The organism is Mucilaginibacter sp., from assembly GCF_041088075.1.
Classification (GTDB): domain Bacteria; phylum Bacteroidota; class Bacteroidia; order Sphingobacteriales; family Sphingobacteriaceae; genus Mucilaginibacter_A.
Window position 1 is genome coordinate 60,157 of sequence record NZ_JBGCVY010000069.1, and the last position, 23,082, is coordinate 83,238.

The following is a 23,082-nucleotide window of genomic DNA, read 5'->3' on the forward strand; positions in this document are numbered from 1 at the left end:
TTTTACCCTATAAAAATTGGTGTTTGCATCACTTAAACAGATCAAGAACTTTATGTTTGCTGTTTTTTTAGGTGATAAAAGAAGCATGGAAAATATACTGAACAAATTTAAAACGGGCTCTTAAAGATTTTAAATTTATACTTTGTCAGTTTTGCAATCGAAAACAACGCTAAAAGCAAAAGGGTAGTTTACATTTTCATTAATCTCGGGTACAAGCGTAAAAATACTTCTCCTGCCATCGGGTTTTTGCCATACAAACCGTTCAACCTGCTGTCGGCACCGTAATAGCTCAATTGTCCGCCTGCTGCCAGGTTTAAAGGGCCAAGCCTGAACAGGTCATAATTTAAACCTAAAGTGATGGCGTTAACCGGGAAAACGGTATCATTGCCATAAACAACAGGGTTTAAAACCAATTCTTCTGTTGTTTTTTGAACAAATTCGTAACGGGTATAAAAGTCTAATCTTTTCAACCGCAAGTTAGCTTCAAATAAAGCAGAATTATCGCCCTGTTGGGCAGGTGTTTTGTTCAATCCCCATAAAGCAGTTGCATTAAAAGTTTTTTCATCACCTAAAGGCAGGCTGTAGGTTGCCGAAGCTGTTGTGCGGGAAACGTTCTCTTCCGGGTGCAGTTCTTCCGGGCTTTTTAAAAAACCGTGCGAAACCTGCAAAGCCCAGTTTGCAGAAGGGTTGTAGTTTAACCTCGCGCTGTAGGAATCAAATTTAGGCTGATCAAAATTATACCGGTTTTCATTCGGCTCGCGGCCGGTAAAAGAGGAGGCTTCGATTTTAAAATCATCAAAGCGGAAACCAATGGTAGCCACGCCAAAAGTAATATGGGTAGCATCAGACCAATGATGGCTAATCGGTGCATCAGGATTGGCCATGGCCGAAGGGCGGTGCATAAAAGCAACCGGGCCTAAAGCAGGTTCGCCGGGATAACCGATGTAAAAGCTCAGGTCAGTTTTTTTAGAAAAAGAATAGGCGTAACTGGCAGACAATTCCGAAAACAGATCGTGCGGGTGCTGGCGGTCAAACAAGGACTGGCCTTTCCAACTTTCGCCGGATTGGAAAAGCAAAGGATAACCGTTTCCACCTTCCGTAACCGCGTCAAGCGACAGCATCAAATTAAAATGCAGCAGACCATTTTTACCAACCTGCCGCTGCGCCATGCCCATAAACCAGTTTGGCGCATCCAGCTTGTCGGCACCGCGGCTGCCTTTGTTAAACAAATCCTGCTTGGTGTACCTGAAATCAACATTGCCATGAACCATGTACTGCCAATTTTGGCCGTGCAACATAATGCCATAAACAGGGGAAGCATCCGGCAGCCAGCTTGTGCCCGATCCGCTTCTGCTCATCGGTAAGTTTTTGGATTGAGAATTTGACATCATTTTCATACCAGCCATATCTTCATCCATCATCTCCATGCTGTTTTTATGGGTGTTTTTTTGGTGATGCCTGCTTGTATCCGCCATATCCATGTCCATTTTTTGGGCAAGAGATTGGTTTTTTAATCCAATTAACAGGATCAACAGGCCGAATAAATACTTCATAAAAACAGAAATTAAATTTTATCAATCGGCTTGCGCTGCGCCAAGCCGGATGTTTTAAACTGGCTTGGTGTTAGGCCGGTGATGCTTTTAAACTGTGCCGATAAGTGCGCGCTGCTGCTATAGTTCATCTTCCAGGCAATCTCGTTCAGGTTCAGTTCGCCGTATTCCAGCAGTTCTTTTACTTTTTCAATTTTTTGCTGAATGATAAATTTCTCAATCGTAACATCTTCTGCTTCCGAAAAAACGCGGCTCAGGTAAGCATAATCTTTATGTATATGGGCCGAAAGGTACTGCGAAAAAACAACATGCGAATCCGTTAAGTCTGTATGGTGGACCTTTTCGATGATTAAACTTTTGATCTGCGCCACTAAACGGTCTTTTTCGTTATCAATCAACTCAAACCCCAGAATTTTAAAGGCAGAACCGATGGCGCTTAATTGGGCAGCATCAGGTTCGGGTTCCACAGAAGCAGCACCAAGGCTGGTTGCTTCTACCTGAAACCCTAAATTTTCTAACTGCTGTTTCACAACCAAAATGCAGCGGTCGCAAACCATATTTTTGATGTGTAATTTCATGGGGTTTTTGTCGTCTTAACAATCAGAATTACAGTTGTTCTGCAACGAACCCTTTTTCGTGCAAAACGGCAACAATTTGCCGTATTGTTTGGGCATCCTGCGTTTGTACGGTAAGTGTTTTTTGGGGAGAAGCGGTATCAACTTCCCATTTTTCCAACCCTTTTAAGTTGTTTAGAGAAGGTGTAACGGCAGCAATGCAACCGCCACATTTAATATTCGTTTTAAATCTTAAAGTTTCCATTTTTTTGAATTGTTAAAGCATAAAAATTTGTGTGGTAAAAGAAGCATTGTTGCCGATGCTTCTTTTATCGGGTAAAAATCAGTGCTGAATTATTGGTGCAAAAATACTTCCTGCCGAAAGCAAATGCGTTACAAGATTTTGGAAGACATTTATATAATATTGCGATTGCTCAAAGTTTCAATGCTTCTTTTACCGGCATAAAAAAAGGGACGCAAAAAATTGCATCCCTTTTCTTTCACTTAAAAATTATCAAATCTAATAACGCATAAAAGCAGCAATAATGCTTTCTTTCGGCATTTCTTCTGCGTCGAGGATGTGTACCGTGCCGCCATTCAATACTGTTTTTACCACTGCTTTATTCACCAAGCATTCGTCGCCTTCCTGCTTTTGGTCATGGATTTCCAATTTGTTGTCGGCTTCGTTAAACGTGCCCCAAATGTGCGCGTCTTTTTGTACAAAAAGATCAGAAACACGGCTGTAAAAACTTGCCGGTATTACGGTTTCGGGCATAGAAGAAGTGAGCGGCGTGGCAATGTGGTTATAATAATTTTCCAGCGCAGACTGGTGGACAGATTTGAAGTAAGGCGCCAGTTTTTCGCGGGCTTTTTCCCATAAAACTAATTTGTCTTCCCGTTCATAATTCCCAAAAATGGCTTCTTCAGATATGTGCTTGTAGCGCGAAACCTGGCGGTAGGCGCCAACCTCGCTGTCCACGGCCGCCAACAGGAGCGGTTTATGGTCGTTTGCCAATACCTGTTTCCATAAACCCTGGTCTATAGCCCGCAGGTAATTGGCGAGGTAGTCCTTTTCATTGGCATAATGCGAGCTATTGTGCGGGTAAGTGTCCGTTGGCACAGGTTCCGGTGCCGGCCCACCTTCCCTAAATATCTGGTTTCCTTCTTTTTCCTGAAAATTGATCACGTCGTCAATCCCCTGGGGCAAAACCACGGCGTTCAGTTCCTGCATCCCATAAGCGTTCCCCAAATAAAACCGGGACACGTGCTTGCTAAAAACCAAGACATAAAACTGCTCGTCGTTGGTAAGCACAGGCATCAACGGGCTGATATAAAAGGAGCTGTTGACGACCAGTTCTCCCTTAATCGGCAGCGGCAAGGTCAGTGTCTTAAAAAACCCTTCGGCGATAAATATGGCCAGCCCTTCCAACTGGTTGTTCCAAAAAAGTTCATGCTGAAGCAAGTCGTGGCCGGGTTGTAAAAATTGTTCCGCTTCGCCTTTGCTCATCCCTTTTTGCCGAAGCTGCTTTTCTGCCTCCTGAAGCTGCGTTTTTAAAATAATTGGGTCTTGCTTCTCATTTTGCACAACTTCTGATGAACGGTGCGTTGGCATAAAAATAGAAACACAAGGATCTGATTGGTAATTTGCCAGTTCTGCAAACTCTTCTTTTGATAATAATTCCATGCTTTACAATTTAAGTGTTGTCATTATCGGTTGTGTCTTCGCCTTTGTTTACGTTGCGGTTGGCGTGCCGTATGTACACGTTGTCCGCAGGCTGGTCTGGCCCGTCGGTATATTTCTCGGTCAGGTTTTCATCCGTTTCCGGGTCTGTGCCTGCAAAAGCATCCCTCAAACCGTTTGTATTTTTACCAGAACCGGATGGTTTTCCTTTTGGCGGGATAAATTTCCCTTCTCTGTCTTTTGCCATAGCTTATGTTAATTGATAATTGAAAACAACAGCATTAAAAGGTTAAGGGTTTTGATAAAGATAAATATGTTTTGGCCCACCAATTTTTAGGTGGTAAAAGAAGCATCACCGAGAATCATACAAGCCGATACTTTTTGGACTAAGTTACATAAACGGTTATTATTGCATCAAACCTAATAAAACCTGGAATGAGCGTAACAAAACCAGAACCTGCTGTTTTAAAAACCAAACCGCATTTCGAAATTTTGGATGGGCTGAGGGGAATAGCGGCAATTGCCGTTGTCATTTTCCATTTTATGGAAATTGCCGTTCCCGATTATCCTAAAAACTTTATTGCACATGCTTACCTGGCCGTTGATTTCTTTTTCTGCTTGTCCGGTTTTGTAATTGCTTATGCGTATGATAGCAAACTGGAGAAAATAGGCGCCATACAGTTTTTTAAGTTGAGGCTGATCCGTTTGCATCCGTTGGTCATAATCGGTTCGATGTTGGGCTTGCTCACCTTTGTTTTCGATCCGTTAAGCAATTTGCACGCAGCATACAGTTCCGGCAAAACTTTCCTGATGTTTCTGGCTTCCTGCCTGTTGGTCCCTTTTGCGGCAGTGCCCGAACGTTATTTCAACTTTTTCCACCTCAATCCGCCAACCTGGTCGCTGTTTTGGGAATACGTGGCCAACATTTTTTATGCGCTCGTCCTTTTTAAATTGCGCAACAAAACGTTGTGGTTTTTATTGTTGGTTGCCGCAGTTTTACTTTGCTGGGAAGCCCATTACGCCGGCCAGTTAGGTATTGGCTGGGGCAAAGGCAATTTTACGGGCGGCGGTGTCCGTGTTTTTTATTCTTTTTTGGCCGGAATGCTGGTTTACCGCTCCAAATGGATCATCAAATCCCGCCTGGGTTTTATCTCGATTGGTATATTGCTGACCGTCATTTTCCTGGTTCCGTTTAACGATAAATTCAACCGCCTAACAGATCCTGCCATTGTCATTTTTTACTTTCCGTTTTTAATTGCTTTGGGCGCAGGTGCCAGCCTGAGTGTCAAAAGCAACCGCATTTGCAAATTTTTGGGCGAAATTTCTTATCCGCTTTACATGGTCCATTATCCGTTTATCTGGGTGTTTTTTAGTTATGTTGAAGCAAAAAAACCAACGATGGGACAACTGGAAATTGTAATCCCGATAGCAACCGTTTTGTTAATTGGCCTTGCGTATTACGTTTTGGTTTTCTTCGATCTTCCCCTGCGCAAATATTTTACCGCCAGGATGAAGAAAAACTTGTAATGCTTCTTTTATGCCCATAAATTTTGTTTTTGAATTTTGTACCGAATAAAGAAAACCCAAATAAACCACCAATTTTTATAGGGTAAAAGAAGCATCACATTGCTAAAAATTATAGGAGAAATCCGAAAAAAAGCGTTAATATAGCGTAGTGAATTTAACCCCGACTTTACAAAAACCGCTCAAAATATTGCAGGCTTCGGCTGGCTCCGGCAAAACGTTCAGCCTCACCGCGCATTACCTGGTGCTTTTGTTTGATAACGAGCTAAAGTACCGCGAAGTGCTGGCCGTAACCTTCACCAACAAAGCCACCGAAGAAATGAAAAGCCGTATTTTGAGCGTGCTTCGTTCGTTGGCTTTGGGCGATGAAAGTGCTGCGGTTTTCCGAAAAATCATTCAGCAAGCGCATCCGCTCCTCAACCCAAACCAATTGCAGGAGCGGGCGCATAAAATTTACCGGCGCATTTTGCACGATTACAGCCGCTTTGCCATCAACACGATTGACGGTTTTGTGCAGCAGGTGATCCGCAGTTTTACGTTTGAATTGGGTTTGGATGCCGGTTACAAACTGGAAATGAACCAGGACAAAGTGAAAAAAGCTTTGGCCGATAAACTAAACGAACGGCTCGACGAAAAGCCCGAACTGCTGCAATGGATCATCAATTTGGCTTTGGACCGCGTAAGCGAGAACAAAAGCTGGAACTACCGAAAAGAACTGCTTGATCTTACCAGCGAGATTTTTAAAGAACGTTACCAGCCTTTTGAAAACGCGCTGAAAGAGTTGGACGCTGCAACTTTGTTTCAGGATTTGATGAAACTGACGCGTGCCCGTTTGGCTTATTTTGAAGAATCTTTTAAAGTTTTAGGAGGAGAAGCTTTGCAAAGCTGGGAAAAATCAGGCGTTGGATTGGAAGAACTGAAAGGAAAATCCCGGCATCCGTTTTCTAAAATCCATAAACTTGCCGCTGGCGACCATACTGTTTTTACCGACCTAAAAAAAGTAATTGACAATCCGGAGGAATACCAAAAAGGCGGAAATTTAACGGCTTCGGTTGCTGGTTTGTACCGAAACCTGAACCCAATTTTGCTTCGTTTACAAGCGTTTTTTGAGCAGGAAACCGGCAAATACGAAATGGCCAAAGCCATCAACGCCAATTTGTATTATTTGCGTTTGATGCAGGAAATGGCCGGTTTGCTGAAAGATTACCGCGAAGAAAACCAAACTTTATTGATTAGCGATGCGCAGTTTTTGCTGAAAGGAATTACGGCCGATCAGCAGGACAATCCTTCCTTTATCTGGGAGAAAATGGGCAACCGCTACAAAAATTTTCTGTTTGATGAGTTTCAGGATACTTCGGCTTTTCAGTGGGACAACTTTTTGCCGCTGCTGCAAAATGCGCTGGCCGAAGCCACCGGAAAGTTTACCGACAATTTAATTGTGGGCGATGTAAAACAGTCCATTTACCGCTGGCGCAACGGCGATTGGCGCATTCTCTTGCACAAAGCCAAAACAGACATTGGCGGCCACAACGTGATTGACCAATCGCTGGAAGAAAATTACCGCAGCGCGGCTAACGTGATTGACTTTAACAACCATTTGTTCCGTGAAATCCCGCAAATTCTGCAAGCTTTTATCAACCAAAAAGTGCTGGAAGAAGGCAATGAAGTGCTGTACGAAAACTGGTGGAAAACTGTTGGTTTAGACCAAATCATTCCGGATGCTTACCAGCAAAGTTTTCAGAAAAAATCAGGCAGCACGCTGCCCGGCGGTTCTGTGGAAGTACTGTTTTTACCGGTAGAAAATAATCTTTTTCGTCCTTCTCAAGTTCGGGAAGCGGCGCTGTTTCAACTTTCAGAAAAGCTTAACAGTTGGATTGGTTCGGGCAGATACCAGGCCGGGCAAATTTGCATTTTGGTACGAAGCAATCGCGAAGCAAGGGAAGTTATCGGTCATTTAATGGCCGACCAGCAATCCCGAAAAATCAAGCAGGAAAAAACAGGCGAAAAATTTGGCGCTTACGAAGTGCTTTCGGGCGAGGCTTTGCTTATCAACAACAATTCGGCCGTAAAATTATTGGTCAGCACGCTGCAACTGATGGTTACGCAGAACGAACAATCCATGCTGTACAAAGCGTTGTGCGTGCAATTGTATTTCAAACAGTTGGGCAAAACGGTTCCTTCCGGTGCCTGGCTCACGTTAAAAGATACGCCGGTAACGCGCTTGCAAAACCTGCTGCCGCCCGAACTTTGCCGTAATTTTTACATTTGGCAGCAGTTACCGCTTAACGAACTGGCCGAACAATTGATTACCGTTTACGATCTGGACCAGCAGCAATTGCATTTGCCGTATCTGTTTGCTTTTCGCGATATGCTGGCCAAATTTACGCAGCAAGGCGAACTGGGGATTACGCGTTTTTTAGAGTGGTGGGAAGAAGAAGGCCAATCAAAAGCGTTACCATCAGGGACGCAAAACGATGCCGTGCAGGTGATGACTATTCATAAATCAAAAGGATTAGCTTTTGATGTGGTGATGCTGCCGTTTTGCAGTTGGGATTTAGACGGCCTGACGAACAGTATTTTTTGGGTAGATACACAGGAAACGCCGTACGAAAAGCTGCAATCGGTTCCAGTAAATTATAAAAAAGCGCTGGGCAAATCTGCTTTTTCCAAAGCTTATTTTGAAGAACTGCTTTTCAATTTGATGGACGCGCTCAACATGCTTTACGTGGCTACAACGCGTACGCGCAACCACTTGTACATCACCGCGCCGGGGCAAGGCAAAAATGATTGTAAAACAAGTATCGTCGGCGATTTGATTTTGGAAGCGTTGAAGAAACCGGTGGCCGGATTGAATGCTTCTTTTATCAATGAAAATTTTGTGCTGGACGAACCCGTTACCGAAAAAGTATCGGTAAAAGAAGCATCGGCCGGAAAAATCCAGTTGAAAAAATATCCGGTTTCGCAGCGGTTAAGTCAGGCATTGGCCAGCAAAAAAGTTTGGAGCAAGCTGGATTTATTGAGCGGAGACGCTGCACAACACAAAGGCATCATCCTGCACGAACTACTTGCCCGAACAATGGATTTAGCCAAACTGCCCAAAGTCATCAACGAAATGCAGCAGGAAGGTTTGATCCGCGAAGCCGAAAAAGAAGAAATCAGGCTGAATGCTTTGAGCGTGTTGCAAAACAAAGATTTGAAAGCATTATTGAGCAAACCTTACCAAAATTTAAGCGAGCAAACCATTATTGACAGTAAAGGCGAAAGTTACCGTCCGGATAAAGTTTTAATCGGAAATGAGGAAGTGCTGATCATTGATTTTAAGTTCACGGCAGACCAGCGGCCGGAACATTTTACGCAGGTAAAAGCGTACCGAAAGTTGTTAACGGATATGAATTACAGGAATGTGAAAAGCTATTTGTATTACGGGTTTTTGCAGGAGTTGGTGGCGGTTTATTAGAGAAATTTGACCAACAAAACGATGAGCACAACTTCTGCTATTCCAACGGCTATTATCCATTTAATGATTTCTGTTTTGAAATTTGAAACATCTTCTTTCAATAGCAGAACATCTTCTTTCAAAACTAAAACATCATCTTTCGTAAGTAAAGTATTTTCTTGATCGGTTACCATAATAATTTGATATTATACAAAAATAACATTAATGACGATTACCAAATACAGTTTCAATTATTTCAGCTTTTTAAGCCGATGGATTACTGATGCAAACCTGCTTTTTCAATTTGCCGGAACTGAGTTTTCTTATCCGATAACCGAAAAGCAAATCGAAGATTATCAGCATAAAAACCCGGATCGCAATTTTTACCTCGGCCTGAATGAAGTAAACGAACCTGTTGCTTTTGGTGAAATCATCCCGCAGGAAAACAACATACCCAGAATTGGAAGGTTGCTGATTGGAAACCCGGCCGAACGCGGAAAAGGTTACGGTACTTCTTTTATCCACCTTTTATTGGCGAAAGGCAAAGCGCAGTTTCAAACCGATACTGTGGAGTTGTTTGTGTTGGAAGATAATTTGCCCGCCATTAACTGTTATCAAAAAATAGGTTTCCGGTTTTTGCCCGGACAAACCTGGGAAGTGAACCACAACGGGCAAAAATATTTGCTGCAGAAAATGGCGTACAATTTTTAATTTTATCTATCCAAATGATTCCCTTTCTCCATGAGGTCGCTGCCGACTTAATTGCCCGTTTGGGCGAGGATTTGAAGCAGACGGCCATCATTTTTAATAACAAACGCCCAGAAGCTTTTTTAAAAAAGCACCTGGGCGAACTACAGGGCAATGCTTCTTTTAGCCCTGCTTTTTTCACCATTTCTTCGTTTTTTGCGGCTTCGACCAATTTGGTGGTGGCCGATCCGTTGAAGCAGTTTTTTATCCTGCACCAGGAGTTTAACAAATTATTGATCGCCGAAGGCAAAGCAACGCTTTCGCCCGATCAGTTTTTTCCGATGGCCAACATCATTTTAAGTGATTTTGCGGAAGTGGATTACGATCTGGTGAACGCCGAAAGTTTGTTTCCGGCTTTGGAAGATATTGCCGTGATCCAGCAGCAGTTCAGCCATTTTACCGAAGAGCAGCAAGCTTTTTTGGAGCGTTTCTGGTCGTCTTTTTCTGCTGACAAACAACGCACGCACCAACAAAAATTCCTGGAATTATGGAAGCGGATGCCGGCTTTGTACCGCAATTTTCATCAGGCTTTACAAAACCAGGGTTTAATTACTTCGGCACAAACTTATCGTCGGTTGGCAGAAGGGACGGCGGATCTGCCCGATTTTATTTCGCCTTATAAAAAGCTCATTTTCATTGGTTTTAACGCCTTGAATAAATGCGAAGAAAAGCTTTTTAAACAGTGGCAGGAGCAAGGTTGCGCGCTGTTTTATTTTGATACCGACGATTATTATTTGCAGGACGATTTGCAGGAAGCCGGCGTTTTTCTCCGCAAAAATATTTTTAAAAGCGGCTTGGTCAACAGCTTTCCCGGACACACATTTTTAGGTGATAAAAGAAGCATTGTTGATGTTATCAAAACGCAAGGGCACGCTGCACAAGCCAAAGTTTTAACAGAACGGATCAATTTTGAAGCATTGGCAGCATTTGATGAAAACCCCGAAAAAACAGCTATCATTCTAGCGGATGAAAGTTTGCTGGTTCCGGTGATGCAAACGCTGCCGCCCGAAGCCGGGATTGTCAACATCACAATGGGTTATCCGCTTACGCAATCGCCGCTTTTCGGGCTGACGGAATTGTGGCTGAAGATCCAGGAACAGATCAACAAACAACAAAAACACACGGTTTATTACCGCGATGCGCTGGCGTTTTTGTCGCATCCGTTATCTGGCGTAAAAGCAGCCGAACGCGAACGTTTGCAAAATTTGTTGCTACAAAAACAATGGGTGGAAGTGCCGCTCACCGAACTGCATTTAATTTCTGCTTTGGCACCAAACTTTTTTACTTCCCGCCACAGCGGTTTGCAAACCATTGATGCTTTGTATTTGATGCTGACCGCGGTTTTAGAGCAGCGGCAAAGGCAAAACCAGTTGAACGAACTGGAAGCCAACCTGATTCTGGAAGCCTGCAAAAAGCTCAATCTGCTGTACGATAACCTGGATTTTTACGCGCCGTCTTTGGGCTTATCGCTGGTTTTTGCTTTGATCCGAAAAACGCTGGCCAGTTTGGCCGTTCCGTTGGAAGGCGAACCGTTGCGCGGCATCCAGGTGATGGGCATGCTGGAAAGCCGTTGTTTGGATTTTGAACACGTCATTATTTTGGGGATGAACGAAGGCGTGATGCCAAAACGCAATGCCAATCCTTCTTTTATTCCGGATAGTTTGCGCCGCGCCAATGGAATGCCGGTTTTAGAAAACCAGGATGCGATTGCGGCTTATTTGTTTTACCGTTTGCTGCAACGATCAGAAAAAGTAACGCTGGTTTACGATGGTTTGGGCGGAGAAACAGAAGCGGCCGAACCAAGCCGTTTTATCCGCCAGTTGGCGTACGAAAGCAAGCTGCAGTTTAACTATTTGCAGCAGGAGCAGCCGGTTAAAATCGAACCTTCCAACGTCATTGTTATCCCAAAAACCGGCAGGGTTTGGAAAGCGATGGAAAGCTTCTTTTACCAGGGAAACCCTTTCAAAACCAACAACATTTCGGCTACGGCATTAACCACGTATTTAACGTGTTCGCTGCAGTTTTTCTTTCGATATGTGGCGAAAATGAAAGAGCCGGAAGCCGTTACCGAAAACCTGGAAGCCAGTCAGATCGGTTCGGCATTGCACCAGGCACTGGAGTGGTTTTATCAGGATTTGCTGAAAACGTATGCGCTTATCTCCGCAGAAAACATCAACGCAAAACTGCCGGAAGTTGTGGAATACAGTCGCGCTTCTTTATCAGAAGTGATTTACGGCAACCGCAAAACGCTGCAAAAGCCCAACAGCATGCAGCAAATTGTACTGCAGATTGTGGGCGAATACATGCAAACGATTTTGAAGCACGACAGCGTTTCGGCACCGTTCCGCATCATCGAACTGGAAAATAAAAAGGATTACAAGTTTCATTATCCCATCAAAATTAACGGGCAAACGAAGTATTTGCAGTTGTACGGCATTTTAGACCGCGTGGACGAACACAACGGCAAAACGCGAATCGTGGATTACAAAACCGGCAGCGACGAACTGAAATTTACCTCGCTCGAAAAACTGTTTGAGCGCGACGGCAAAGCGCAAAACAAGGCTGTGGTGCAAACGCTTTTTTACACCTACATTTACGAGCAGGTGAAAAAAACCGGCAATGTGGAGCCGAATTTGTACGTGGTGCGCAAAATGAAGCAGGAAGGCACGCGCTTTAAATCGGGCAAAACTATTTTGCAGGAATTTGACTTGGAAGAAGCGAAAGTTACTTTTAAAGATTACCTACAAAAAACGCTGGACGAAATGTTCGACCAGCGTATTCCTTTTAATCAAACTACACGGATTGAAAACTGCCAGTATTGTCCGTACAAAGATATTTGCGAGCGGTAAACCAATGCTTCTTTTATCGGGCAAAAATTGGTATTGGCAGGTAGATTATCCCGGCCGATAACGATTTGTTATTGCAACTGGCTTTTTAAATATTGGGTAAAATCTTCTTCGTCCTGCCAGTTTCCGTCGTATTTTTCGCCATTGACAAAAAAGGAAGGCGTGCCATTAACACCACTTCTTGCGCCGCTTTCAAAATCGCTTTCCACTTTATCTGAAACAGCACTGCTTTGCATGTCGCTTTTGAATTGGTTTACGTCAAGCCCGATTTTTTTTGCAAAAGAAATTAAATTTTCTTCATCCAATTGTTGCTGGTTTTCATAAAGCATATCGTGCATTTCCCAAAACTTGTTTTGCAAGGCAGCCGCTTCTGCCGCCTTGGCTGCGTTTTCTGCATCCGGGTGCACTTCTGACAAAGGAAAATTTCGGAAAACAAGTTCTAAATCATTTCCTAAAGTTTGCTGTACGGCTTTTATAACCGAATAGGCTTCGCCACAGTAACTGCATTGATAATCACCATATTCCACCAGTTTAATCGGTGCATTGTTTTTCCCCTGGATGTGGTCTTGATTGGTAACGGCTGTTTTTAGTTGTGTGCTCATTGTTCTAAGTTTTAATGTTTGTCTAATTTTTCCAAAGCATCAAGGATACCATCTGCGCCCGGGTTGATACCGGTTGGGGATAAATAATCCCACGCGATCATCCCTTTTTCATCCAATACAAATAACGCCCTTTGCGCTTCCCCTTCTTTTTCATCATATACGCCATACCTTTTGGCTACTTCCCCTTTGGGCTCAAAATCGGAAAGTAAAGGGAAATGGAACTTGCGGTTTTGGCTAAAAGCCAAATGGCTCCATTTGCTATCCACCGAAATGCCCAACAGTTGCGCATTGTGCTTTGAAAAAAGTTTAAGTGTTTCATTAAAAAGGGCCATTTCATCGCTGCAAACCGGGCTCCAATCGGCTGGATAAAAAGCAAGGATGACTTTTTTGCCCAACAAATCACTTAGTTTTAATTTTTGGTCGGGCGTAGAATTTAATTCAAAATCGGGCGCTTGGGTTCCTGTTGCTAACATGGTTGTTGAAATTTGGGCTTAAAATGTAAAGTCTGGCTGTTTGCTTTTACAAGCTTTAATTACAGACAATCAGGCATCAAACATGTTTAGATTATTTCGTTAAGATTAACATACTTCTTTTAGCACTAAAAAATTTGCTTCAGGTTACGTAGCGTTAATAATTAAAACCGCAATAGTTTTTATGGCATAAAAGAAGCATTTTTATAAGATGTGTTAAACACAAATACAATTAAGCACTTAATAAGGAATGGCAGGAAATATAACCGTACCGGATGAGGCGGTAATGAGTAAGATATACTTCATCAGGGAACAAAAAGTAATGATAGACAAAGATTTGGCAGAACTGTATGCTGTAAAAGCGATTAGGCTGAGAGAGCAAGTCAAGCGTAATCAAATCCGTTTTCCCGAGAACTTCATGTTTCAATTGAACGAACAGGAAGTGGAGGACATGGTATCGCAAAATGCGATACCATCAAAACAATCATTAGGCGGTTCGTTGCCTTATGTTTTTACTGAACACGGCGTGCTTATGTTATCAAATGTGTTAAAAAGTGAAAGGGCAGTAAAAATGAGCATCCGAATTATTGAAATATTTGTTAAGCTAAGGGAGGTGCTGGTGCTGCACAAAGATATGCAGCTATTGGCGGAGCAGGTAGAAAAGAAGCTTATAAAACAGGATGAAAAGATCGAACTGTTGTTTGCCTACCTTGATAAGTTTACCGAAAAAGCGGACCAGTCACGAAAACGTATCGGTTACAAGCCAGATGAGAAAGAATAATACCATGCTTATAAATTGAATCACCGTTTTAATCCGATAAAAGAAGCATCTTCAAAAATCCATTTTATACTTTTGTTCATGTCTGTTTTTTCAAAATATATTTTTTTCACCGGCCTGCTCATTTGTTTTGCGGCTGCAGCCTTCGCCCAAAAACCACAAAACGCCGATCAGGAAAAGCAGAAAAACCATTGGGTTGATTCTGTTTTTAATAAACTAAACCGCCACGACCGCATTGCGCAACTATTAATGGTTCGGGCGCATACCAACAAAGGCGTGGCTTATGAAGATTCTGTGGCCGGTGTTATCGAAAATGAACATATTGGTGGCCTGGTTTTTTTTCAGGGCGGGCCGGGAAGACAGGCAGCCTTAACCAACCGTTATCAAAAATTAGCAAAAGTGCCGCTGCTGATTGCGATGGATGGCGAATGGGGGTTGGGTATGCGGTTGGATTCTACCATTTCCTATCCTTATCAAATGACTTTGGGCGCCATCCGGGATAACACGTTGATTTATAAAATGAGCCAATTTGTGGCGCGCGATTTTAAACGTTTGGGCATGACGATGAACTTTGCACCGGATATGGATGTCAATAACAATCCAAATAATCCCGTTATCGGTTTTCGTTCCTTTGGCGATAATAAAATTAATGTGGCTAAAAAAGGCATTGCGTATTTAACCGGCATGCAAAGCGAAGGGATTTTAACCACGGCCAAACATTTTCCCGGCCACGGCGATACAGATGTAGATTCGCATTTTGATTTGCCGCTGCTGCCGTTCAGCAAAGAGCGGCTCGACACGTTGGAAATGTACCCGTTTAAAGAAGCCATCAAAGCCGGGATTACCGGGATTATGGTTGCCCACATGAACGTTCCGGCTTTGGATACCACGGCTCATTTGCCTTCCACACTTTCGCGGCCGATCATTACCGGTGTTTTAAAAGATGAATTGGGTTTTCAAGGATTAGTGGTTTCGGATGCGATGGAAATGAAAGGCGTGGTAAAATATTTCCCTAATTCGGAAGCGGATGTGCTGGCTTTAAACGCTGGCAACGATATTATAGAACTCACGCAAAATTCGGTACGCGCAGTTGCAGCCATCAAAAAAGCAATCCGCAAAGGCGGCATCAACAAAAAAGAATTTATTGCCAAGGTAAAAAAAGTGCTGACAGCCAAATATGACGTGGGCTTAAACCATTTGCAGGAAGTTTCCGAAAGTAATTTATATGCTGATTTGAATTCCGAAGAAAGCAAAAACCTCAACCAGCAATTAACGGATGCGGCAATTACGTTGCTGAAAGGAGATACGGCCATCCGCGGTTTAATCCCGTTTAAAAAAACGGCTTTGCTGGCTATCGGCACCAATCAAATTACACCTTTTCAATTAGGCTTACAACGATGGTATGCCAACAATAACGTTTTTTATGCCTCAAAAACAGCATCGGCAGAAGAATTGAACCAATTGCTTGCCCAGCTTAAAACTTACGACCAGGTGATCGTTGGTATTTTTGATACCCGCCTTCGCCCTTACAACAAACTGGACTTTAACAATAATGTGCGGGATTTTATCGGACAGGTTTCCGCTTTAAACAACAGCGTCGTAACGGTTTTTGCCAATCCGTACACGGTTGCCAGTATGATCGGGATTGAAAAAAGCAGCGCGTTGATCCTGGGTTATCAAAACAGTTTGGAGATGCAGCAATCGGCCGTAAAAGTAATCAGCAGGCAATTAAAACCGACCGGGACGCTGCCGGTCAACATCAATTCGGCGTTTACTTTCGGGATGGGTATTGCAGCGCGATAGTGTTTTTACCGGCACAAATTATACAATTTTTTACGCCGTGATCCAAGGTTGCAAATCAGCTTTTACTGTTTATATTTGCGCTTGAAATATACTTGATTTTACATAAAATGAGAGAAATACAGTTCAGAGAAGCGCTTCGCGAAGCGATGAACGAGGAAATGCGCAAAGACGAATCTATTTATTTAATGGGTGAAGAAGTTGCCGAATATAATGGTGCCTACAAAGTGAGCCAGGGAATGCTGGACGAATTTGGCGCCAAACGGGTGATTGATACACCGATCTCTGAAATGGGTTTTTCCGGTATTGCCATCGGTTCAGCCATGAACGGTTTAAAGCCGATTGTGGAGTTCATGACGTTTAACTTTTCGCTGGTTGCCATTGATCAAATCATCAACGGGGCGGCAAAATTAATGTCAATGAGCGGCGGCCAGTTTTCCGCACCGGTCGTTTTTCGCGGCCCAACTGGAAATGCCGGGATGTTAAGTTCGCAGCACAGCCAGTGTTTTGAAAACTGGTATGCCAACTGCCCGGGTTTAAAAGTGATTGTCCCTTCCAATCCTGCCGATGCTAAAGGTTTGTTAAAATCGGCTATTATTGATCCTGATCCGGTTATTTTTATGGAATCCGAATTGATGTATGGCGATAAAGGCGAAGTGCCGGAAGAAACTTATTACATTGAAATCGGCAAAGCCAAAGTTGTAAAAGAAGGAACAGACGTTACGATTGTATCTTTTGGCAAGATCATCAAAGTGGTTTATGCAGCGGCTGCCGAACTGGAAAAAGAAGGCATCAGCGTAGAAATCATTGATTTGCGCACCGTACGTCCGATTGATTATCCTTGTGTGATCGAATCCGTTAAGAAAACAAACCGTTTGGTAATTGTAGAAGAAAGCTGGCCATTGGGCACCATCGCTACAGAAGTGGCGTTTAAAGTTCAAAAAGATGCTTTCGATTACCTGGACGCGCCAATTTTACGCATCATGGGCGGAGACGTGCCTTTGCCTTACGCGCCAACGCTGATCCAGGAATATCTGCCAAACGCGGAAAAAGTAATCAAAGCGGTAAAAGAAGTGATGTACGTTAAAAAATAAATTTAGCGTAAAAAAACACAACAAGATACAGAAGCCTGCCCGTTGACAAAACGGACAGGCTTTTTTATGCCGGTAAAAGAAGCATTTTATTTTGCCGGCCCTTCTTTTGCCAGTTCTTCGCCTGCTGCTTTTGCTTTTTGTTTTAATGCCTGTCGGCGGCGCACAATTTTTCTCGCTATAGAGTTTCGTCCAAGCCCGTTTTTTTTCACCATCACTTTAAACTGATAAAAACTGATGTCAATGCTTTTTGTGTCCGGGTTGTTCGACAGATACCCGATGAGTAAAATAATTAGCCCGATAACAATCCCCAAAAAAATAAATGAATTTTCCATTTTCATGCCCTCTCTCTATTACAATATTACGTATTTATTGCTAAAAAAGTTAGCAAAATAAATAATTTATTTTTGAGGGCAAGGAACAGGTTTTACCGACAATGAAATTTATAGGGTAAAAGAAGCATTGTGGTTTTAGTGGTTAATTATTTATTTTAATAAGATAACGGAAAGTGCTTTACAACACTTAAAGCTGCGCCGACCAGTTTTTGTAGGGAAGGAAATTGCATAAAAAGAAGGTTTAGGGTTTCCTAAAGTAAGAAAAAACCGATACTTCTTTTAGGCACTAAAAATTGGTGAAGAAATATTTAGTCATTTGTAACAGATAGTAATACAAGTTACATTTGTATCAATGATTGAAAGTATCCGTCACAAAGGGTTAAAGCTTTATTACGAAGATGGTAACGGATCAAAATTACCTGCTGAACAACTAACCAAAATTGCACGGCTTTTAACTGTTTTGGATGCAGTATCTTCTGAAGAAGACATCAAAGAACTTGGGTCAGGCGTGCATAAGTTGTCAGGAAACTTAAAAGATTTCTGGTCTGTTAAGGTTAGTGCAAATTACAGGCTTGTTTTTAGGTTTGAAGCAGGAGATATTTTCGACGTTGATTATATTGATTACCATTAAAAGCGAACGTATGCTTAAAAGAGGGTTGCCGCCAACACATCCGGGCGAGATATTAAAAGCGCTGTTTATTGATGAGCGCAAACTGACAATTTCGGAAGTGGCTAAAGGGATTAATATGGCCAGGGCAAATTTATCGGCAGTGATTAACGGACATTTAGGCATTAGCCCCGAGCTTGCCGTAAAATTATCTGAGGCATTTGGAAACACAGCCGAATTTTGGTTGAACCTTCAAAAAAACTACGAACTATGGCATGCGGAGAAAAAAATAAACCGGGCAACGATTCGTCATTTTCAACAAGTAAATGCAGAATCTTAGGTAATAAATTGGGTTAGCTCACCAGCAATTTATAACCCTTGCCATGCACATTAATAATTTCCACATTTGGATCGTCTTTTAAATATTTGCGAATTTTGCTTAAAAAAACGTCCATGCTACGGCCATTAAAGTAGTTGTCGTCGTGCCAGATGTTGAGCAAAGCTTCTTCACGCGTTAAAACGGAATTTTGTTTGAGGCAAAGCAAACGCAACAGTTCGGCTTCTTTTGTGGATAGTTTTTGCTGCTGTTCGTCCGTAGAGATTTGCTGGGCAGAAAAATCAAAATTGTACTTGCCGATTTTAAAGCGTGTTGGCTTTTCTTCTTCCTTTTTGTCTTGGTTAGATACTCTTTTTAGCAGTGCATTTATGCGAAGCAAAAGTTCTTCTATACGAAAAGGTTTGGTGATGTAATCGTCTCCACCCAAGTTAAACGCAGCGGCTTTATCTTCCATCATGCCTTTTGCCGTAGCAAAAATGATCGGAACATTGGGGTTCATTTTCCGGATTTCCTTGCCCAAAGTAAAGCCGTCTTTTTTGGGCATCATCACATCCAAAATCACCAGATCAAAATTTTCTTTGGTAAAAGCGCGCAAACCTTCGTCGCCGTCTTTGCTCAGCACCACATCAAACTTGCCTTTCAACTGCAAATAATCCTGCAACAACATGCCCAGGTTTGGGTCGTCTTCGGCCAATAACAATTTTTTATTCATGATTTTTAAGAGAAGATCAACCACTGATTTTTACCCGGTAAAAGAAGCATCGCCGATTTTTTAACTTTTATTAATGAGCGGAAATTTAAGTTCGAAAACAGAACCTTTATCCTTTTCGGAACGAACGCTGATGCTGCCGTTCAAACGCTTTACAATCGTGCTGACATAACTTAAACCCAAACCAAAACCTTTTACATCGTGCAGGTTTCCGGTGGGGATGCGGTAAAACTGTTCAAAAATTTTGGCCTGCTGGTCGCGGTTCATGCCAATTCCTTTATCAGCAACGGTAATGATTAAATGGTTGTCGGTATTTTTTGTGGCGATCAAGATTTCGGGTTCTTCGCGGCTGTATTTAATGGCGTTGTCAACCAGGTTGTACAAAACGTTGGTAAAGTGCAGTTCGTCCGCTTTTATCAGGGCAAAAGAAGCATGCAAATCCAAATTAACTACCGCATTATGTTTTTGGATTTTCAGCGACATGCTATCCACAACGGCCGTAACCTGCTCGTTTACATCAATCTCTTTCAGGTCGAGCCTGAAATCGTCCTGCTCAATCCGTGCAATATTTAAAACGCGTTCAATATGGCTGCCCAAACGTACATTTTCATCATAAATAATTCCGGCCAAACGCGAAACACGGGATTTGTCTTCAATAATTTCTTCATCTTTCAAAGCTTCGCTGGCAATCATGATGGTAGAAACCGGCGTTTTAAACTCATGCGTCATGTTGTTGATGAACTCGGTTTTCATTTCGGAAATCTTTTTTTGGCGGAAGATCAGCAAAATGGTGTAAGCAAAACAAAGGATTAGCACCAACAGCAAACCGCCCGAAATGCCCATTGTTGCCGTCATTCGGTTCAGGATCAGCCTGTTTTTTTCGGGGAAATAAATTTTTAGCATTCCCGGGTCGTTCACCACTTCTTTGGCAAAAATTGGCGTTTGATAGCTGTTGGCCATCAGGAAATTGGGTTTTTCGTTGCCAAAATTTTGTACGTTGGAATAGATTAAAGAATCATGCGAGGCGGTGGTAATTTCGTAACTAAAAGGCAGGAAAACACCTTTGTTCTGTAGTTCAAACCTCAATAAAGAGTCTATTTGCAACTGGTTAATGCGCGTGCCCAAAGGTTCGTCGGCTTTTTGGTACTCTTCGGCCAGCTTTTCCATCACGCCCATTTTTTCCGGCGTCAGCAGCTTGGCCTTCATCAATTGTACCGAATCTTCCAGTATTTTTTTGATCCGTTTAAACGCCTGTGCTTTTTTTATACGCTCTTTTTCTTTCACCCAAAGCGGGTTTAGCGTAGGAATCGTTAAAACCGTAGGCCCCGACTGCGGATCGTTGTAAACGTATTGCGCCGTGTCGTATTTATTCAAATTCGGCTGCAACTGTTTGCGCAATTGCGGCGTTAATTTTGGTGTAGAAACCCCGGTAATTTTACTATGGTAGCCGCCGGCCGCATCCACGTATTCTTCCACATGAACCTGCTGGTAGCTCAAAATATCTTCCGGGTTGGAGAGGTTTTCCAAACTGTCTTTTAAACTGGCAATGCGGCGTTGCTTCCGTACAATTTCGGGGTGTAAATACTGGTTTTTTTGTTTTAGTGTTGAAGATAAAGGCTGGTATTTAGAAATCCGGGTGTAAACAAAATGGACGTGGCTGCCCGATTTATAGCGGTTTAAGTTTTGATCGGGCTTCATCCGCTCCATAAAGTTGATGGCGTCCTTTTTTTCAACTTTGGCAACCACACTGCTTAGCGCTTCGGCAACAGAGCGGTCAAATAGTTCGGATTTGAGCCGGTAAGACTCTATCAGAAAATAAAACTGCATGCCCATAACGCCCATCAGGGCAAGGCCCATCAGTGCAATAATCAGGCTGATGCGTTTGGTTTTCATCATACAAAAATATCCAAGTTAAAGTTAGCAAAACGCGCTTTAACATTTTTTAACATCTGTTAACCAGTGCTTAACATTTTCCATGAAAAATACGGCCGCTATTTGCGCTGCCAAAATTTAGCCGGTAAAAACAGTATGGGCGAATACTGCAATTAAAATAGTTTTGGGCGAACAACAAAGACCGGAAATTTTTGGCTGAAGAAATAAATTTTAGTGCAGGTTTTTTAAAGAATTACCGCACGGAACAGAAAAAAAGGAACTTGGTATTGTTTAAATTTTTCTAACCATCATTTTTTGGGTTGATGCTTCTTTTACCACCTAAAAATCTCAACCGTTTGGGATTATTAACTGCATACAAACACCAATTTTTACCTGGTAAAAGAAGCATTGTAAATTTCCCCGGTAGAAATTTGAACAAAGCCCTGAAAAAATGAAAAAAAAGAAAGCCCCCGTTTTTTGGCAACAGGGGCTTCCTTTTTTTAGAACGGCAGGTCGTCGTCTTCCTCTGCGCCTGCGCTAATATCGGCCGGTTTTGCATATTCCGGGCTTGGGGCGGTACTGTTGCCGGTTGCCGAAAGCACATTTACTTTCCATAAGTTAAGCGAGTTGAAATAGGACTTTTTGCCTGTTTTGTCTGTCCAGGGGCGGCCTCTCAGGTTGAAAAAAACTTCCACATCGTCGCCAACTTTTACATTGTCCAGCAAAGCGCAGCGGTCTTGCCCGGCCTCAAATTTGATATATTCCGGGTATTGCGGGTTCTCCACAAATTCCACAATCAGTTCTCTTTTTTTAAAAGAATCGGTTACCTGCGTGGTAGGCGAAACTTCGTGTACTTTTCCTTTAATCTCCATGGTTAATAATTTAAACTGTAAAGTTAACAGATCGCCAATAAAAACGCCTGCTTAAAAATGTATTTTTGCAGGAATTATGGCAGATGTTTTCCACACCAAGAGTAAAATCATTATCACCTGCAACAAGCGGTTGTCGGCTTATTTAAGGCAGGAGGTAGAAGATTTGGGTTTTACCATCAAACGTTTTTTTGGCACCGGCGTAGAGCTGGAAGGCACGGTGAACGATTGTATCCCGCTCAATTTAAACCTGCGTTGCGCCAGCCAGGTTTTGTATCAGGTTGCTTCTTTTGAGGCGAGAAACCCCGGCGAACTGTACAACCGTTTGATGGAAATTGAATGGGAAAACCTGATTGCTTTTGATGGTTATTTTTCGGTTACGTCCAACGTCAACAACGAATATATCACCACGCCGCTTTTTGCCAATGTAAAAGTGAAAGATGCCGTGGTTGACCGGATCAAAGATAAAAAAGGCATCCGCCCAAACTCCGGCCCGGAGTGGAACAAAGCCGTTTTGCATTTGTACTGGCAGGAAAACCAGGCCGATATTTTTCTGGATACTTCGGGAGAAACCTTGTCTAAACATGGTTACCGCAAAATCCCAGGCAAAGCACCAATGCTGGAAGCACTGGCAACCAGTACGATTTTATCCACCGGTTGGGACCAGCAAAGTACGTTTGTCAACCCGATGTGCGGTTCCGGGACGTTGGCGATCGAAGCCGCTTTGCTGGCCACCAACAAACGCCCCGGGCTTTTCCGCATGAATTATGCTTTTATGCACATTCTGGGTTACGATGAGCAGGTGTTTTTTGCCGAACGCCGCAAGCTGAAAGACATTTCCAAAAAAGAAATCGGGTTTAAAATTATTGCTTCGGATATTTCTGCGGATGCGGTTTCCATCTCCCAAAACAATGCGAAAACGGCTGGTGTAAATCATTTAATTACTTTCCAGGTTTGTGATTTTGCCGAAACAGAAGTGCCGGAACAACCGGGAATTGTATTTTTCAACCCGGAATACGGCGAACGTTTGGGCGTACATACCAAATTGGAAACCACCTACAAACGCATCGGCGATTTTTTAAAAACCAACTGCAAAGGTTACCGCGGCTACGTTTTTACCGGCAACCCGGAACTGGCCAAAAAAGTAGGGCTAAAAGCAGCACGCAAAATCGAGTTTTTTAACGGGAAATTGGATTGCAGGCTGATGGAATATGAGTTGTATGATGGGAGTAAACGGGAGGCGGGGGAGCGGCCGGTGGGGAAGGGTTAAAAAG

At 42.8% G+C, this 23,082-nt stretch carries 22 protein-coding genes; 10 read left to right on the forward strand and 12 right to left on the reverse strand.

Annotated elements, in window-relative coordinates; translation table 11 throughout:
* Nucleotides 1-188: 188 nt before the first annotated feature.
* The 5 genes from V5804_RS17110 to V5804_RS17130 all read right to left on the reverse strand — a co-directional run bounded on the left by V5804_RS17110 (nt 189) and on the right by V5804_RS17130 (nt 4,032).
* Entirely contained in the window at nt 189-1,553 is a 1,365-nt protein-coding gene (locus V5804_RS17110; RefSeq protein WP_369592629.1) for a hypothetical protein, read from the reverse strand.
* 11 nt (nt 1,554-1,564) lie between these two features.
* On the reverse strand, nt 1,565-2,128 hold the full coding sequence (locus V5804_RS17115; RefSeq protein ID WP_369592630.1) for a helix-turn-helix domain-containing protein: 564 nt from the start codon (nt 2,126-2,128) through the stop codon (nt 1,565-1,567).
* A gap of 28 nt (nt 2,129-2,156) precedes the next feature.
* On the reverse strand, nt 2,157-2,369 hold the full coding sequence (locus tag V5804_RS17120; RefSeq protein ID WP_369592631.1) for a heavy-metal-associated domain-containing protein: 213 nt from the start codon (nt 2,367-2,369) through the stop codon (nt 2,157-2,159).
* Nucleotides 2,370-2,624: 255 nt separating this feature from the next.
* Nucleotides 2,625-3,788 (reverse strand): hypothetical protein, encoded by a 1,164-nt coding sequence (locus tag V5804_RS17125; protein ID WP_369592632.1) that lies wholly within the window; start codon nt 3,786-3,788, stop codon nt 2,625-2,627.
* Nucleotides 3,789-3,798: 10 nt separating this feature from the next.
* On the reverse strand, nt 3,799-4,032 hold the full coding sequence (locus V5804_RS17130) for a hypothetical protein (protein WP_369592633.1): 234 nt from the start codon (nt 4,030-4,032) through the stop codon (nt 3,799-3,801).
* A gap of 188 nt (nt 4,033-4,220) precedes the next feature.
* Here V5804_RS17130 and V5804_RS17135 point away from each other — a divergent pair, with 188 nt between their 5' ends.
* Complete coding sequence (locus V5804_RS17135; RefSeq protein WP_369592634.1) at nt 4,221-5,312, forward strand: acyltransferase family protein; 1,092 nt, start codon at nt 4,221-4,223, stop codon at nt 5,310-5,312.
* A 148-nt stretch (nt 5,313-5,460) separates the two neighbouring features.
* Nucleotides 5,461-8,766: a UvrD-helicase domain-containing protein gene (locus V5804_RS17140; protein ID WP_369592635.1), complete on the forward strand. Its 3,306-nt coding sequence runs from the start codon at nt 5,461-5,463 to the stop codon at nt 8,764-8,766.
* On the opposite strand, the gene V5804_RS17145 is transcribed toward V5804_RS17140, so the two are convergent.
* A complete protein-coding gene (locus V5804_RS17145; RefSeq protein ID WP_369592636.1) occupies nt 8,763-8,939 on the reverse strand; it encodes a hypothetical protein in 177 nt (58 codons plus the stop codon). The genes V5804_RS17140 and V5804_RS17145 overlap by 4 nt on opposite strands.
* Nucleotides 8,940-8,970: 31 nt before the next feature.
* On the opposite strand from V5804_RS17145, the gene V5804_RS17150 reads away from it, so the two are divergent.
* Both V5804_RS17150 and V5804_RS17155 read left to right on the forward strand, forming a co-directional pair.
* Nucleotides 8,971-9,456, forward strand: a complete 486-nt coding sequence (locus tag V5804_RS17150; protein WP_369592637.1) for a GNAT family N-acetyltransferase — start codon at nt 8,971-8,973, stop codon at nt 9,454-9,456.
* A gap of 14 nt (nt 9,457-9,470) precedes the next feature.
* Complete coding sequence (locus V5804_RS17155; protein ID WP_369592638.1) at nt 9,471-12,341, forward strand: PD-(D/E)XK nuclease family protein; 2,871 nt, start codon at nt 9,471-9,473, stop codon at nt 12,339-12,341.
* Nucleotides 12,342-12,409: 68 nt separating this feature from the next.
* Here the strand turns inward: V5804_RS17155 and V5804_RS17160 are convergent, their stop codons facing one another.
* Together V5804_RS17160 and V5804_RS17165 are read right to left on the reverse strand one after the other, a co-directional pair.
* Nucleotides 12,410-12,940 carry a DsbA family protein gene (locus V5804_RS17160; RefSeq protein ID WP_369592639.1) on the reverse strand — a complete coding sequence of 177 codons (531 nt, stop codon included), beginning with the start codon at nt 12,938-12,940 and terminating at the stop codon, nt 12,410-12,412.
* 11 nt (nt 12,941-12,951) lie between these two features.
* Nucleotides 12,952-13,413 (reverse strand): redoxin domain-containing protein, encoded by a 462-nt coding sequence (locus V5804_RS17165; RefSeq protein ID WP_369592640.1) that lies wholly within the window; start codon nt 13,411-13,413, stop codon nt 12,952-12,954.
* A gap of 247 nt (nt 13,414-13,660) precedes the next feature.
* Between V5804_RS17165 and V5804_RS17170 the strand changes: the two genes are divergently transcribed.
* The 3 genes from V5804_RS17170 (at nt 13,661) to V5804_RS17180 (ending at nt 17,082) form a co-directional block, all read left to right on the forward strand.
* Nucleotides 13,661-14,191: an ORF6N domain-containing protein gene (locus tag V5804_RS17170; RefSeq protein WP_369592641.1), complete on the forward strand. Its 531-nt coding sequence runs from the start codon at nt 13,661-13,663 to the stop codon at nt 14,189-14,191.
* A gap of 78 nt (nt 14,192-14,269) precedes the next feature.
* Nucleotides 14,270-15,991 (forward strand): glycoside hydrolase family 3 protein, encoded by a 1,722-nt coding sequence (locus tag V5804_RS17175; RefSeq protein WP_369592642.1) that lies wholly within the window; start codon nt 14,270-14,272, stop codon nt 15,989-15,991.
* Between the two features lie 107 nt (nt 15,992-16,098).
* Entirely contained in the window at nt 16,099-17,082 is a 984-nt protein-coding gene (locus V5804_RS17180) for a pyruvate dehydrogenase complex E1 component subunit beta (RefSeq protein WP_369592643.1), read from the forward strand.
* An 86-nt stretch (nt 17,083-17,168) separates the two neighbouring features.
* Here the strand turns inward: V5804_RS17180 and V5804_RS17185 are convergent, their stop codons facing one another.
* Nucleotides 17,169-17,414, reverse strand: a complete 246-nt coding sequence (locus tag V5804_RS17185; protein ID WP_369592644.1) for a hypothetical protein — start codon at nt 17,412-17,414, stop codon at nt 17,169-17,171.
* A gap of 352 nt (nt 17,415-17,766) precedes the next feature.
* On the opposite strand from V5804_RS17185, the gene V5804_RS17190 reads away from it, so the two are divergent.
* Both V5804_RS17190 and V5804_RS17195 read left to right on the forward strand, forming a co-directional pair.
* Entirely contained in the window at nt 17,767-18,045 is a 279-nt protein-coding gene (locus V5804_RS17190) for a type II toxin-antitoxin system RelE/ParE family toxin (protein WP_369592645.1), read from the forward strand.
* Between the two features lie 10 nt (nt 18,046-18,055).
* Complete coding sequence (locus V5804_RS17195; RefSeq protein WP_369592646.1) at nt 18,056-18,361, forward strand: HigA family addiction module antitoxin; 306 nt, start codon at nt 18,056-18,058, stop codon at nt 18,359-18,361.
* Between the two features lie 13 nt (nt 18,362-18,374).
* Here V5804_RS17195 and V5804_RS17200 read toward each other — a convergent pair whose 3' ends face one another.
* From V5804_RS17200 to V5804_RS17210, 3 genes are all read right to left on the reverse strand, one after another.
* The gene (locus tag V5804_RS17200; RefSeq protein ID WP_369592647.1) at nt 18,375-19,070 is read right to left on the reverse strand and encodes a response regulator transcription factor; all 696 of its coding nucleotides are present in this window, start codon (nt 19,068-19,070) and stop codon (nt 18,375-18,377) included.
* Between the two features lie 60 nt (nt 19,071-19,130).
* On the reverse strand, nt 19,131-20,963 hold the full coding sequence (locus V5804_RS17205; protein ID WP_369592648.1) for a sensor histidine kinase: 1,833 nt from the start codon (nt 20,961-20,963) through the stop codon (nt 19,131-19,133).
* Between the two features lie 476 nt (nt 20,964-21,439).
* The gene (locus V5804_RS17210) at nt 21,440-21,811 is read right to left on the reverse strand and encodes a DUF3127 domain-containing protein (protein ID WP_369592649.1); all 372 of its coding nucleotides are present in this window, start codon (nt 21,809-21,811) and stop codon (nt 21,440-21,442) included.
* 76 nt (nt 21,812-21,887) lie between these two features.
* On the opposite strand from V5804_RS17210, the gene V5804_RS17215 reads away from it, so the two are divergent.
* On the forward strand, nt 21,888-23,078 hold the full coding sequence (locus V5804_RS17215; protein ID WP_369592650.1) for a class I SAM-dependent RNA methyltransferase: 1,191 nt from the start codon (nt 21,888-21,890) through the stop codon (nt 23,076-23,078).
* Nucleotides 23,079-23,082 lie beyond the last annotated feature (4 nt).

Excerpts from the sequence above, each read along its gene's own strand:
- V5804_RS17110 (WP_369592629.1), bottom strand. The coding sequence starts at position 1,553 with ATGAAGTATTTATTCGGCCTGTTGATCCTGTTAATTGGATTAAAAAAC.
- V5804_RS17115 (WP_369592630.1), bottom strand. The coding sequence starts at position 2,128 with ATGAAATTACACATCAAAAATATGGTTTGCGACCGCTGCATTTTGGTT.
- V5804_RS17120 (WP_369592631.1), bottom strand. The coding sequence starts at position 2,369 with ATGGAAACTTTAAGATTTAAAACGAATATTAAATGTGGCGGTTGCATT.
- V5804_RS17125 (WP_369592632.1), bottom strand. The coding sequence starts at position 3,788 with ATGGAATTATTATCAAAAGAAGAGTTTGCAGAACTGGCAAATTACCAA.
- V5804_RS17130 (WP_369592633.1), bottom strand. The coding sequence starts at position 4,032 with ATGGCAAAAGACAGAGAAGGGAAATTTATCCCGCCAAAAGGAAAACCA.
- V5804_RS17135 (WP_369592634.1), top strand. The coding sequence starts at position 4,221 with ATGAGCGTAACAAAACCAGAACCTGCTGTTTTAAAAACCAAACCGCAT.
- V5804_RS17145 (WP_369592636.1), bottom strand. The coding sequence starts at position 8,939 with ATGGTAACCGATCAAGAAAATACTTTACTTACGAAAGATGATGTTTTA.
- V5804_RS17150 (WP_369592637.1), top strand. The coding sequence starts at position 8,971 with ATGACGATTACCAAATACAGTTTCAATTATTTCAGCTTTTTAAGCCGA.
- V5804_RS17155 (WP_369592638.1), top strand. The coding sequence starts at position 9,471 with ATGATTCCCTTTCTCCATGAGGTCGCTGCCGACTTAATTGCCCGTTTG.
- V5804_RS17160 (WP_369592639.1), bottom strand. The coding sequence starts at position 12,940 with ATGAGCACACAACTAAAAACAGCCGTTACCAATCAAGACCACATCCAG.
- V5804_RS17165 (WP_369592640.1), bottom strand. The coding sequence starts at position 13,413 with ATGTTAGCAACAGGAACCCAAGCGCCCGATTTTGAATTAAATTCTACG.
- V5804_RS17170 (WP_369592641.1), top strand. The coding sequence starts at position 13,661 with ATGGCAGGAAATATAACCGTACCGGATGAGGCGGTAATGAGTAAGATA.
- V5804_RS17175 (WP_369592642.1), top strand. The coding sequence starts at position 14,270 with ATGTCTGTTTTTTCAAAATATATTTTTTTCACCGGCCTGCTCATTTGT.
- V5804_RS17180 (WP_369592643.1), top strand. The coding sequence starts at position 16,099 with ATGAGAGAAATACAGTTCAGAGAAGCGCTTCGCGAAGCGATGAACGAG.
- V5804_RS17185 (WP_369592644.1), bottom strand. The coding sequence starts at position 17,414 with ATGGAAAATTCATTTATTTTTTTGGGGATTGTTATCGGGCTAATTATT.
- V5804_RS17190 (WP_369592645.1), top strand. The coding sequence starts at position 17,767 with ATGATTGAAAGTATCCGTCACAAAGGGTTAAAGCTTTATTACGAAGAT.
- V5804_RS17195 (WP_369592646.1), top strand. The coding sequence starts at position 18,056 with ATGCTTAAAAGAGGGTTGCCGCCAACACATCCGGGCGAGATATTAAAA.
- V5804_RS17200 (WP_369592647.1), bottom strand. The coding sequence starts at position 19,070 with ATGAATAAAAAATTGTTATTGGCCGAAGACGACCCAAACCTGGGCATG.
- V5804_RS17205 (WP_369592648.1), bottom strand. The coding sequence starts at position 20,963 with ATGATGAAAACCAAACGCATCAGCCTGATTATTGCACTGATGGGCCTT.
- V5804_RS17210 (WP_369592649.1), bottom strand. The coding sequence starts at position 21,811 with ATGGAGATTAAAGGAAAAGTACACGAAGTTTCGCCTACCACGCAGGTA.
- V5804_RS17215 (WP_369592650.1), top strand. The coding sequence starts at position 21,888 with ATGGCAGATGTTTTCCACACCAAGAGTAAAATCATTATCACCTGCAAC.